The following is an 11,742-nucleotide window of genomic DNA, read 5'->3' as shown; positions in this document are numbered from 1 at the left end:
TTCCCGTCCCGTCAGGGTGTGTTTGACGCGGTCCGTGGTGTGTCCTTTAGCCTTGGGCGCGAACGTCTTGGCATTGTCGGGGAAAGCGGGTCGGGTAAATCCATGACCGGCCGCGCCATTCTTCGGCTGATCCGCTCCCCCGGCATTGTTGAGGCCGATTACGTCAATCTGCATGGCGAGGATTTGCTCGCCAAATCGGAAAAGGACATGCGGGCCGTCCGCGGGCAAAAAATCTCGATGGTGATGCAAGACCCCAAGTTTTCGCTAAACCCAGTGACAACCATTGGGGATCAGATCATCGAAGCCTATCGCCTTCATAACAACGCCTCCAAATCCGACGCCTATGCCAAATCAATCGAAATGCTCAATGCCGTCTCGATCCGTGATCCGGAACGGGTGATGCGGGCCTATCCGCATGAAATGTCCGGGGGCATGGGCCAGCGGATCATGATCGCCATGATGCTGATCCCCAACCCTGAAATCCTGATTGCGGATGAACCGACCTCGGCCCTTGATGTGTCGGTTCAACGGCAGGTCCTTGATATCATGGATAAACTGGTTCGCGAACGTGGCATGGGCCTGATCTTCATTAGCCATGACCTTAACCTTGTCGCCGACTTCTGTGACCGGGTTTTGATCATGTATGCCGGTCGTATTGTTGAGGTTTGCGAGGCCGATAAGTTGCACGAGGCAAAACACCCCTATACCCGTGGATTGCTCAACTCCCTACCGCGGCTCGACGCACCGCGCGACCGGCTCGAGGTCTTGCAACGTGATCCGGACTGGGCAACCGCCCCAAGCGTGAGTGGCCGCACATGACCATGCTCAACATCAAAAACCTCAACGTCTGGTTTGGAACCGCACGTGATCGCGTCGATGCGGTCAAGGATGCCGGTTTCTCGGTCGCCAAGGGCGAAAGCTTTGGCTTGGTCGGCGAAAGCGGGTCGGGCAAATCCACCATCCTACGCGCCATCACCGGGCTTGCCCCAACGTGGTCCGGCGATATCACCGTCAATGGCGACCGCATTGATCAAAAGCGCCCGAAAAGCTTTTTCAAAACGGTCCAGATGGTCTTTCAAGACCCCTATGCCTCGCTCCATCCGCGCCATTCCGTGGATCAGGTCCTTGGCGAAACCCTGCATTTGCACGGGTTTAAAGACATCGACAACCGCGTTGTCACTTTGTTGGACGATGTTGGGTTGGGTCAGAAATTTCGCTTTCGCTATCCGCATCAATTGTCCGGTGGGCAGCGCCAACGCGTTGCGATCGCCCGCGCCCTCGCCCCGGAACCGACGCTCTTGTTGTTGGATGAACCGACCTCGGCGCTTGATGTGTCGGTACAGGCGGAAATTCTCAACCTGCTGACCGATCTGCGGGCCGAACACGGGCTGACCTATCTCATGGTGTCCCATGATCTGTCGGTTGTCGGGCATATGTGTGATCGGTTGGCGGTGATGCGCGGCGGTGAAATTGTCGAGGTCATGACAACAGACACCCTGCGCGCCAATCAAGCGCAACACCCCTATTCCCAAAGCCTGCTTGAGGCATCAATCTAGGAAACGAGGCCCGTCCCAAAACCGGACGGGCCTCCCCCACTTTAACGATCTAGTGACACCAACCCCTCGGGGAGGTTTTGATAGCTAACGGGGCGTAGGAACCGCCGGATTGCCAATGTGCCAACCGACGTCGCGCCGAAATTGGTTGAGGCGGGGTATGGCCCGCCATGCACCATAGCCTCGCTCACCTCGACCCCGGTTGGGAAGCCGTTGACCAATACCCGACCGGCCTTGCGCTCCAACACCGGCAACAAGGTCTTGGCCGCTGGGGTATCATCATCGTCCATCTGCAAGGTGCAGGTCAGCTGCCCTTCGAGCGATTTTGCGACGGCCAAAACCTCGGCATCATCTTGGGCAACAACCACAAGGCCCAGCGGCCCAAAGACCTCATGCGACAAGACTTCGTTTGCAAGAAACGCCTGCGCAGTTGTTTTGAACAAGTTCGGACCGGCCGCCCGTGGTTTGGTCGGCGATGTCAGCACCGCCTCTACTTCCCCTGCCCCAGCGAATTTGGCCTGCCCAGCGTCATAGGCCTGGGCTATTCCTGCCGTGAGCATAGGTTGCTCGCCGGTCTGCTCAAGCGCCTTGGCGGCTGTTGCAACAAACTGATCGGCGGCCTCACCTGCTTTGACCACGGAAATACCCGGATTGGTACAGAACTGCCCTGCCCCCATGGTGAGTGACACGGCCCAACCATTGGCAATATCATCCCCACGCGAGGCCATGGCCTGATCCAGCAAGAACATCGGATTGACTGACCCCAGTTCTCCGAAAAACGGGATGGGTTCGGAGCGTTGGGCGCATAGATCAAACAGCGCGCGACCGCCGCGCAAACTGCCGGTAAAGCCGACGGCTTTTATCAACGGATGCTGAACCAACGCTTGCCCTACGGGCAACCCACCGTCTTGAACAAGGCTAAAGACACCGGCGTGTAACCCACATTTCTGTACTGCCTTGTCAATAGCTTGGGCGACAATCTCGGCTGTGCCGGGATGGGCCGGATGTCCTTTGACAACCACGGGACAACCCGCCGCCAAAGCCGCCGCTGTATCGCCACCCGCAGTTGAAAAGGCCAAAGGAAAGTTCGAGGCCCCGAACACCGCAACCGGACCAATCGGGCGCTGGACCATTTGAATATCCGGGCGCGGCAGCGGCGCGCGATCTGGCAGGGCCACATCATGACGACGGTCTAGGTATTCCCCCGCTTCGATGTGATCCGCAAAGAGCCGCAGCTGGCCGGTTGTCCGCCCGCGCTCACCGTTCAAGCGCGCCTCTGGCAGGCCGGTTTCCTTGGTGCCAATCTCGGTGAGCTCAGCACCGAGCGCCTCGATTTCATCGGCAATGCTTCGCAGGAAAGTGGCGCGTTCACTGCGGCTGGAATAGCCATAGCTCCAGAACGCATCCTCGGCTGCCTGGCACGCACGATCCACAAGATCAACCGTCCCGGCGCTAAACGTATCTGCGGTTCCGATCACAGGGGCGTTGGCAAATGTGCCTTCGCCGCTGATCCATTCGCCAGCAATCAGATGTGTGCCCTTGAGCATGGTTTTTTCCCCAACTTACAGCAGCCCACGAGCCGCGAGATTTCGCATTAAATGACTAACGCCAAAGCGCCATTCCGGGCAAGTGGTTGACAGCTCAACAGTATTTTTCAAACAACCAAGATCGGGTGATGAGATATCAACTTGGTCGCCGATTTTATGTGTAAAGCCGCCCCCCGGCGTGTCACGGTCTTGCGTTGGCGCAAATAGCGTTCCCAGATAAAGCATGAAGCCATCTGGATATTGATGGTGCCGGCCAATGGTTTGACGCACCAAATCCGTGGGATCCCGGCTGATTTCAGCCATTGAGGACTCCCCGTTCAAAACAAACCCATCCGCCCCGGTCACTTTCAAAGTCAACTCAGCCCGGCGCACGTCATCCAATGTGAAATCATCATCGAAAAGCCGGATCATCGGACCGATGGCCGCCGAAGCGTTGTTGTCCTTGGCTTTAGATAGCAACAAGGCCGACCGTCCTTCGACATCCCGCAAGTTCACATCATTGCCAAGCGTCGCGCCGACAATGCGGCCGGTGCTTGAAACTGCTAAAACCACCTCTGGTTCTGGGTTGTTCCAAGACGACATCGGGTGCAACCCAACCTGCGCCCCCGGCCCCATGGCCGACAGGGTTTGCGCCTTGGAAAACACTTCGGCATCGGGGCCAATTCCAACCTCTAGGTACTGGCTCCAAAGCCCTTCTTCGATGAGGGCAGATTTGACACCCTCGGCGTCTTTGGACCCCGGCTCAATGTTGGACAGGCTCATGCCTATACGTTCACCAATTCGGGCCCGAATGTCTTGTGCTTTGTCCGGGTCACCGGCGGCTTGTTCCTCGATAACCCGCTCGACCATCGACCCGGCGAAGGTAACACCGCACGCTTTGATCGCTTGTAAATCACAGGGTGCTATCAGGTGGACATTGGATGCTGAAACGTCATTTTGGAAAATCGTCTCAACAGAGCCAAGGTTGGTACCGGGCGCGTTGGTCACATAGCCAACTGGATCGGCCATTTCGCAAATATCGCGCACCAACGGCGCGTCCTTGCTTGAAATGTCCCAGACATGGCCTTTGCGCACTGTGACAACACACGGCCCATTGGCCTCCGGATTCCAGACACGCCCAACAAGGCAGCCTGAAGCTGGAATTATTGACATACGTCCCCCCAAAGCCCGGTTTTAGTGCTCTGCACATGTATCCGGTTTATGCTTTCTCTCTCCATTCAGAGAATGGATATAGCAAAACAGGGAAATGGTATACCAAAATAAACGTCACGAGCTGCGCCGCCCAGATCCATGCCAAAGGCGGCGCAGCAGAATGTTAATTACACGGTGCCGCCCAATGAGCCTTCGAGAGCGACAAGCTCTTGACCACCGGCCATCAAATCCTGAAGCTCTTCAGGCGTGATCTGACCACGCTGCGCGGTGCCAAGCGTTTTGCCGCGATTGAGAACCGTAAATCTATCACCGACCGCCATAGCGTGACGGACGTTATGTGTGATAAACACCACGGCGATGCCTTGTTTGCGCACCTTATCAATCGTGGCAAGAACATTGGCGGTTTGGCGCACCCCAAGCGCCGAGGTGGGTTCATCCAAGATCAAGACCTTGGCCCCGAAATGCACCGCGCGGGCGATTGCAACCGTCTGACGTTCACCACCCGAGAGGGTCCCGACCGCCTGATCCGGTCCACGCAAGTTGATGCCCATTTTACGCATCTCTTCCATGGTGACCTTGTTGGCATAATCATGGTCAAAAAAGCTGAGCGGCCCAACTTTTTTCTCCGGCTCGTTGCCCATGAAAAAGTTGCGGCTAACCGACATCAGCGGGATCATCGCCAAATGTTGGTGCACCGTCGCGATACCCGCAGAAATGGCATCTCGCGGATCGTTAAAGTACATGGGCTGTCCTTCGAACTCAATCTCACCAGCCGTGGGTTTGTGGACCCCTGACATGGTTTTGATAAAAGTCGACTTGCCCGCGCCGTTGTCACCAAGCAAACAGTGGCATTCCCCAGGGAACACATCGACCGATACCCCGGCCAAGGCAATCACGCTTCCGAAATGCTTTTCGATGTTTTTCATCTGGATGATCGGGGCTTTTTCCGGGTTCATATCAACGCTCCCCTGTGATAATGCGACGAATATAGGTGTTCAAAATGACCGCTCCGAGCAGGATCACACCCAAGAAGACGCGGAAGAGCGAGCTTTCGACGCCAGCGAAGAAGAGACCTTGTTGCACAACACCAAAGATCAATGCCCCAAGCGCGGCCCCTAAAACGGACCCATAGCCACCGGTTAAAAGCGCGCCCCCGATGACCACCGCAATGATTGCTTCAAACTCCTTGAGCAACCCGCGATCCGCACCAGCAGATCCAAACTCCATCACCTGACAGACCGCAAAAACCGTGGCGCAAAAGGCGGTGAACATGAACATCAGGATTTTGACCTTATTGACCGGAACACCAGAGTTGCGCGCCGCTTCGGCATCGCCACCCGACGCAAAAATCCAATTCCCGAACTTGGTTTTGGTCAATAGGATATGGCCAAAGATCACCAACACAATGGCCCACACGATGAGCATTGGCAGCCCGTCGACAATCGGCTGACCTTTGCGGCTGCCGCGTTCAAACACCGCAATGAGCCCGGCCTCGCCGAGCCATTCGAACAGCCCGCCAAAAATCTTGCCACCAAAGACAGGCGCAAGCCAATCGCCTTCGGCCACGTCTTTGATGCCGCCAATGATGGTTTTGCGTTCGATGGTTTGGGGAAGGAAAATCGTGAAACCGCGCAAGATGAACAAAAAGGCAAGCGTCACAATAAAGCTAGGCAACCCAGTTCGCACCACGATCCAACCGTTCAAGGCTCCGATGGCCGTGCACAAGACAAAGGTCACAAGGATTGCGATCCAAACGGGCCACGCCAAAGTCACACTGAAAATAGCGATCATCATTCCGGCAAAACCGATCATCGAGCCGACCGACAGGTCAAATTCACCCGCGATCATCAAAAGGCAGGCACCGACGGCGATTATCATGAATTGGGCGGACACAATCGACCAGTTCATCGTGCCTTGGGCGTTGAACATTCCGCTGTCGTGCGCAAACAGCAAAAAGAAGGTAAAGACCGCAACCGTGCCGACCATACCGCCCAGTTCCGGGCGGATCAGCGCCTTGCGCAGAGGAGAAATCTCCTTGATCCGTTCATCAGTTACAGATGTAGATTGAGCCGTCTCGCCCATGAGCGCGCCCCTTTTTAAATTCAGAATGTGACGTGAATACAGTTAGAAAACGGGCGTCCAACATGGGACGCCCGAAGGAAAGGAATTACCGGTATTCGCCAGCGAATTCTTCGATTTTTTCAAGGCCATCTGCGGTTACGAAACCGGGGCCCGAGTTGATGTTATTGCCGGGCAAAACACCGTAGCGATGGTAGTTTGCCATCACAACAACCGGCATATAGGCCTGAAGCATTGGCTGTTGGTCGATGCCCCACTGGATCACACCGGATTTGATGCCTTTGACAATTTCACCACCCAAGTCGAAAGTGCCGAAATAGATGTCACCGGCCATACCGTTTTCTTCCAGAGCCAAGAGAGTTGGATCGGCAGAGGTTGGGCCAAGCGTCAAAACGGCATCTGTTTCTGGATTGGCGGAGAGATACGCCATAACGCGATTTTTGATTTCGGCAGGGTCTTGGCCCGCGTCAATCATTTGGCTGCCAAGCTCGATGCCCAAACCATCAGCAAACCCTTGGCAACGCTCCTGGCTAGACGGCTGAACGATGTAGTGGTTAACGCACAAGAAGCTACCGATGCCGTCGCCTTTGGCGCGCAGACCTGCCGCATAACCCGCATCATATTCAGGCTGGCCAACATACATCAAAGCGCCAACTTCGCGCGCTTGATCGGGGGATCCTGTGTTCATGATGATCACATCGACGCCACTATCGACGGCCGCCATGATCGGTCCCTTGAGGATATCGTAATCTGCCAAGGTTGTGATGATACCGTTGGGACCAGAGGCCGCCGCTTGGTCGATGATCCGGGCCATATCGGCCAAATCACCGGTCGGCGGGTTGCGATACTCTACCTCAACATTCACATGTTCGCCGGCCAAAGCGATGCCGTTTTTGATTGTGTTCCACCAGCTGTCGCTATCTGGCGCATGGCTGACTAGGATGTATTTTTCACCCTCCGCCGTGGCCGTGGTCGCCGCCAATAATGGGGCCGATACCATCGCGGTTGCCAGCATCAGTTTCTTGAATAAAGACGTCATATTTTCCTCCCAGAAATCACCTTGTTCAGGTGCAAGAGCCGTTTCTCTCCGCCTCTCCGACTCAAGTTAAACCATAGGTCGACCCATTTTGCAACCGGTTGCAAAACCGGGCGGCAGATTTTTGAGTGCGATTGGAGGGAAAGCAAGGTAAACAAGCAAAAATAAGCAATAGAAAGACGCTCCTTATGGCCGTGACATTGAAAGAGGTTGCAGAAAAAGCGGGGGTTTCCCGCTCTGCCGTGTCACGGACCTTTACCGATGGCGCATCCGTTTCCGAAAAAATGCGCCGGAAAGTAGAGAAAGCAGCACAGGAGTTGGGCTACAGCCCCAATGCTTTGGCCTCGTCTTTGACGACGGGGCGCACCAAGTTGATTGGCCTTGTCTCCAACAACTTTCACAACCCGATTTTCCTTCAGGTTTTCGACCTGTTCACACGTGGCCTGCAAGACCGTGGCTTGCGCCCCCTGCTGGTCAACCTAACGGACGAAACCGACCCCGAGACATCGGTGCGCATGCTGCGCCAGTATTCGGTTGATGGCGTGGTGGTCGCGTCCTCGACCCTATCACCGGGGTTTGCCAAGGCGTTTCGCGATGCCGGTGTCCCTGTTGTTCACAGCTTTGGGCGCTACTCGGCGGCACCACAGGTTCATGTTGTCGGGATCGACAACGTTGAATGCGGGCGCATGGCCGCTAGAACACTGGTCGCTCGCGGTTACAAAAACGTTGCGTTCTTAGGCGGACCGGAAAGCGCGACATCAACCCAAGATCGCTACACCGGTTTCATGTCGGAAATGGCCGCGTACACCGGTGTGAAAACCACCTACTCCTTTGCCACGGCCTACAGTTTTGATGCCGGGCGGCGAGAGATGCTGCGCCTCTTGAAAGCCGAACCAGCAGAGGCTTATTTCTGTGGCGATGACGTGCTCTCAATTGGCGTCCTATCAGCGTTAAAAGACAGCGGCATGAATGTCCCCGAAGATGTCGGCGTTATCGGGTTGAATGACATGGAAATGGCGCGTTGGGAAAGCATCGACCTAACAACAATCCATCAGCCAATCCGCCAAATCATCACCTCGACCATCGAACTGATGGTTGCGATGCTGGACGAACCGGATCGCTATCCAGAGGTGCGAATATTCCCGTGTTCGGTGGTCGAACGGGGCACATTGCGCCCCGCTCCTTAGGGTCTGGACCCTATTTCTTAGCGAAAGATCGACGGCCGCGCGTCCATCCATTTGCCCTCTGCCTCAGCCGAGGCAACCGCCGTGTGTACGGCCGCCATTGACCGCACACCATCCGCGGCATTTGGCAATCCGTCACGGGTTTCGCCGGAAATCGCATCGGCCAGATCGCAATAGATGTTCGCCACAGCGAGAGGAAACCCCTCGGGATGCGCGATGGACACGCGGCTTAGGCGCTGCGCATCTTCGTGAAGCCCGCCTTCGCCCTTTTCAATGATCTGCGTGCGGCCGCCAACCGGAGTATAAATCAACTGGTTCGGCTGTTCCGATGCCCAGCGAAGCCCGCCCGTTTCACCAAACACCTGAATATCAAACCCATGTTGGCGCCCGATCGCCACGGATGACGTCCAAAGCCGACCAACCGTGCCTTTGGCCATGCGGAAATTGACCATCGCGTCGTCTTCCAACTCTCGGCTCGAAATCGTCGAGGCGAAATCCGCAGAGAGGGTTTCCACCTCATCATCGGCAATGAATCCAGCCATATGAAGCGCATGAATCCCGCAATCGGCGAACTGTCCGGACACCCCAGCCATCGCCGGATCATAGCGCCAACGCACCCGCGGATTGTCGGCATCGGTCGCGTCGCCGTGGTGGCCGTGGCTAAAGTTGGTCACGACCAACCGCACCTTGCCAAGCTCACCATTGCGCACCATTGCGCGGGCCTGCCGCACCATCGGGTAGGCGCTATAACAGTAGTTAACGGCACAGATTTTCCCCGACTTCTCTGCGACTTTGACGATCTCTTCGCCTTCGTCCACCGTCATGGTCATCGGCTTTTCACAGAGCACGTTGAACCCGGCCTCAAGAAAGGATTTGGTGATTTCGAAATGCGTGGAATTTGGCGTTGCCACCGTGACAAGATCAATCCGGTCATCGCGGCCCTTTTCCCCTGCCAACATCTCTTGCCAATCGCCATAGGCCCGGTCCGCAGCCACCCCAAGGCGTTGCGCGTATTCGCGCCCGACATCAGGACGATGATCAAGCGCCCCCGCCGTCATTTCAAAGCGGCCATCGGCCAAAGCACCGAGACGATGGGCTGGGCCGATCTGGCTGCCTTCGCCGCCACCGATCATACCCCATTTCAATTTGGTCATGGTGATGTCTCCCTAAACCTTAAAAGCCGATGCTTTGTAGATATTCACGGTTAAAACGGCTGTCTTCCATTGGTGTCACGTCAAGATTGGGGTCACAATCCTGTTCAACTGTACACCAGCCTTCAAAACCGGCCTCCAAAAGCACCTGACGCACCGCAGGAAAATCAACATCCCCCTGCCCCAATTTGCAAAAGATGCCCTGACCGCAAGCGTCATAAAACCCGGTCCGATTGGCAATGACATCCGCCTTCACTTTGGGGTCGATATCTTTGAAATGCATATAGGAAATGCGATTGATGTGTTTCTTCATAAACGCCACCGGATCAAAGCCAGCATAGGAATGGTGGCCGGTGTCAAAACAAATCTTGAGGATGTTTTCGTCCACTTCATCCAACAACCGCTCTAGCTCGGGTTCGAAATCCAAGAAGCCCGCCGCATGGGCATGAATGCCAACGGTGAGCCCATATTCTTCGGCCCCAATACGGGCGGATTCCGCGATGCGCCCTCGATAGGCGGCCCATTCCCCGGCATCCATTTGCTCTGCCTCACTGACGCGACCCGCAGTCGGGGCCCGGCGCGGCGAAATGGAATCGATCAACACCAAATGTTGAGCCCCATGCGCTTTGAGCGCCTTGGCAGTGCGATGGGTGGCGTCAAGAACGTCATCCCATGCATCCGGGTCATGATAGGCCCGGAAAACCACGCCACCGATCAGCTCGAGATCATGTTCAGCAAGGGCCTCACCCAGCTCGGCCGGGTCTTCTGGCATATAGCCAACCGGGCCCAGTTCGATGCCTTTGTACCCTGCCTCTGCACAGTCTTTCAGCACCGATTTCCAGGCGGGATTGCGCGGGTCCTGTGCGAACTCCACGCCCCAGGAACAGGGTGCATTACCTATTTTGATTGTCATCTTGGGCGTCTCCGATGCTCAAAACGTTGCGATGTCTTGCCATGTGCCATGCGTATGAGACGCACGCGCTGCGGCGATGATTTGATTGACCTCATGACCATCCCGGAAGGTTGGCCAGATGTTGGTTTTGGTCTCAATGGCACGCAAAAAATCGCGCGCCTCGATGATGATTTGATCTTGGTAGCCGGTGCCATGACCCGGCCCAAGGCAAAAGGGCTCATAATCCGGATGCGCAGGACCGGTTAGGATTTTGGTGAACCCCTGCGTGGCCTCGGGGCCTTCGCGCCGATAAAGCCAAAGCGCGTTTTGGTCTTCTTGATCAAAGCGGATCGCGCCCTTGGTGCCTGTAACCTCATAAGCATAGCCCATTTTGCGACCGGTTGCGACACGGCTAAAGAACATCTGCCCCATGGCCCCATTTTCAAACCGCACCATCATTTGCGCGTGATCGTCATTGGTAACGGTGCCACCGGGGCGCGTTGCATGAACCGTTTCGATCTCGGCCATCACCCGTGTCATCGGCCCCATCAGCGCCAAGGCTCCGTTGATCATATGCGGTGCCAAATCGCCCATGGTCCCATTGGCATCACCGCTGGTTCTCCAGGTGGCCGGGGCCTTGGGATCGGCTAGAAAATCCTCGGTATGTTCGCCGCGGAACATGGTGATGTCCCCAATGGCCCCGTCCGAAATCAGCTGGCGGGCAAATTGGCTTGCCGGGGTGCGGATGTAGTTAAATCCGATCATATTGATGCATTTATGCGCCTCTGCGGCCTGCATCATCGCGGCGCTGTCTTCGTTCGATGCCCCCAGAGGTTTTTCGCAAAACACCGGCTTGCCAAGCGCAAAGGCCGCCTCGGCGATGGCCCTATGGGTTTCCTGTGGCGAGGCAATCACAACCGCCTCGACCTTCGGATCAGAGACCAGAATTTGCCAATCGCCAGTCCCACGGGCAAAGCCATAGGCGGCGCGGTATCGCTCTGCGCTCGCCTCACTTGACGCACAGATCATCTCAAGCCGGGGGCGCAATCCGGTGTTGAACACCGCCCCCACCGCAGACATGGCAACCGAATGGGCCTTGCCCATATAGCCGCCACCTATGATTCCGACGCCGATTTCCGTCATCTTGA

At 56.2% G+C, this 11,742-nt stretch carries 11 protein-coding genes; 3 read left to right on the top strand and 8 right to left on the bottom strand.

Going from position 1 to position 11,742, the window contains the following annotated elements; all coding sequences use genetic code 11:
• Both AC5EFR_RS15860 and AC5EFR_RS15855 read left to right on the top strand, forming a co-directional pair.
• A partial coding sequence (locus AC5EFR_RS15860) for an ABC transporter ATP-binding protein (RefSeq protein WP_493576762.1) occupies positions 1-819 on the top strand: 819 nt, incomplete at its 5' end.
• The gene (locus AC5EFR_RS15855; RefSeq protein ID WP_493576761.1) at positions 816-1,556 is read left to right on the top strand and encodes an ABC transporter ATP-binding protein; all 741 of its coding nucleotides are present in this window, start codon (positions 816-818) and stop codon (positions 1,554-1,556) included. The genes AC5EFR_RS15860 and AC5EFR_RS15855, both read left to right, overlap by 4 nt.
• A gap of 41 nt (positions 1,557-1,597) precedes the next feature.
• On the opposite strand, the gene AC5EFR_RS15850 is transcribed toward AC5EFR_RS15855, so the two are convergent.
• From AC5EFR_RS15850 to AC5EFR_RS15830, 5 genes are all read right to left on the bottom strand, one after another.
• Positions 1,598-3,100: an aldehyde dehydrogenase (NADP(+)) gene (locus tag AC5EFR_RS15850; RefSeq protein ID WP_493576760.1), complete on the bottom strand. Its 1,503-nt coding sequence runs from the start codon at positions 3,098-3,100 to the stop codon at positions 1,598-1,600.
• A gap of 15 nt (positions 3,101-3,115) precedes the next feature.
• Complete coding sequence (locus tag AC5EFR_RS15845; RefSeq protein WP_493576759.1) at positions 3,116-4,252, bottom strand: fumarylacetoacetate hydrolase family protein; 1,137 nt, start codon at positions 4,250-4,252, stop codon at positions 3,116-3,118.
• 167 nt (positions 4,253-4,419) lie between these two features.
• A complete protein-coding gene (locus AC5EFR_RS15840) occupies positions 4,420-5,208 on the bottom strand; it encodes an ATP-binding cassette domain-containing protein (protein WP_493576758.1) in 789 nt (262 codons plus the stop codon).
• A 1-nt stretch (position 5,209) separates the two neighbouring features.
• A complete protein-coding gene (locus AC5EFR_RS15835; protein WP_493576757.1) occupies positions 5,210-6,334 on the bottom strand; it encodes an ABC transporter permease in 1,125 nt (374 codons plus the stop codon).
• Positions 6,335-6,419: 85 nt separating this feature from the next.
• On the bottom strand, positions 6,420-7,370 hold the full coding sequence (locus AC5EFR_RS15830) for a sugar ABC transporter substrate-binding protein (RefSeq protein ID WP_493576756.1): 951 nt from the start codon (positions 7,368-7,370) through the stop codon (positions 6,420-6,422).
• Positions 7,371-7,555: 185 nt separating this feature from the next.
• On the opposite strand from AC5EFR_RS15830, the gene AC5EFR_RS15825 reads away from it, so the two are divergent.
• Complete coding sequence (locus AC5EFR_RS15825) at positions 7,556-8,554, top strand: LacI family DNA-binding transcriptional regulator (protein ID WP_493576755.1); 999 nt, start codon at positions 7,556-7,558, stop codon at positions 8,552-8,554.
• A 17-nt stretch (positions 8,555-8,571) separates the two neighbouring features.
• Here AC5EFR_RS15825 and AC5EFR_RS15820 read toward each other — a convergent pair whose 3' ends face one another.
• From AC5EFR_RS15820 to AC5EFR_RS15810, 3 genes are read right to left on the bottom strand one after another with little or no spacing between them, the layout of a single operon-like run.
• Positions 8,572-9,705 (bottom strand): Gfo/Idh/MocA family protein, encoded by a 1,134-nt coding sequence (locus tag AC5EFR_RS15820; protein WP_493576754.1) that lies wholly within the window; start codon positions 9,703-9,705, stop codon positions 8,572-8,574.
• A 19-nt stretch (positions 9,706-9,724) separates the two neighbouring features.
• The gene (locus AC5EFR_RS15815) at positions 9,725-10,615 is read right to left on the bottom strand and encodes a TIM barrel protein (protein WP_493576753.1); all 891 of its coding nucleotides are present in this window, start codon (positions 10,613-10,615) and stop codon (positions 9,725-9,727) included.
• Between the two features lie 18 nt (positions 10,616-10,633).
• The gene (locus AC5EFR_RS15810) at positions 10,634-11,737 is read right to left on the bottom strand and encodes a Gfo/Idh/MocA family protein (RefSeq protein ID WP_493576752.1); all 1,104 of its coding nucleotides are present in this window, start codon (positions 11,735-11,737) and stop codon (positions 10,634-10,636) included.
• Positions 11,738-11,742: the final 5 nt, after the last annotated feature.

It is taken from the genome of Pelagimonas sp. (assembly GCF_058892305.1).
The sequence above is the reverse complement of the archived record's forward strand: the minus strand, read 5'-3'. Positions and strand labels throughout refer to the sequence as shown.

Bases quoted from the DNA above. Each gene is read 5' to 3' on its own strand.
- AC5EFR_RS15855 (WP_493576761.1), top strand. From the start codon at position 816: ATGACCATGCTCAACATCAAAAACCTCAACGTCTGGTTTGGAACCGCA.
- AC5EFR_RS15850 (WP_493576760.1), bottom strand. From the start codon at position 3,100: ATGCTCAAGGGCACACATCTGATTGCTGGCGAATGGATCAGCGGCGAA.
- AC5EFR_RS15845 (WP_493576759.1), bottom strand. From the start codon at position 4,252: ATGTCAATAATTCCAGCTTCAGGCTGCCTTGTTGGGCGTGTCTGGAAT.
- AC5EFR_RS15840 (WP_493576758.1), bottom strand. From the start codon at position 5,208: ATGAACCCGGAAAAAGCCCCGATCATCCAGATGAAAAACATCGAAAAG.
- AC5EFR_RS15835 (WP_493576757.1), bottom strand. From the start codon at position 6,334: ATGGGCGAGACGGCTCAATCTACATCTGTAACTGATGAACGGATCAAG.
- AC5EFR_RS15830 (WP_493576756.1), bottom strand. From the start codon at position 7,370: ATGACGTCTTTATTCAAGAAACTGATGCTGGCAACCGCGATGGTATCG.
- AC5EFR_RS15825 (WP_493576755.1), top strand. From the start codon at position 7,556: ATGGCCGTGACATTGAAAGAGGTTGCAGAAAAAGCGGGGGTTTCCCGC.
- AC5EFR_RS15820 (WP_493576754.1), bottom strand. From the start codon at position 9,705: ATGACCAAATTGAAATGGGGTATGATCGGTGGCGGCGAAGGCAGCCAG.
- AC5EFR_RS15815 (WP_493576753.1), bottom strand. From the start codon at position 10,615: ATGACAATCAAAATAGGTAATGCACCCTGTTCCTGGGGCGTGGAGTTC.
- AC5EFR_RS15810 (WP_493576752.1), bottom strand. From the start codon at position 11,737: ATGACGGAAATCGGCGTCGGAATCATAGGTGGCGGCTATATGGGCAAG.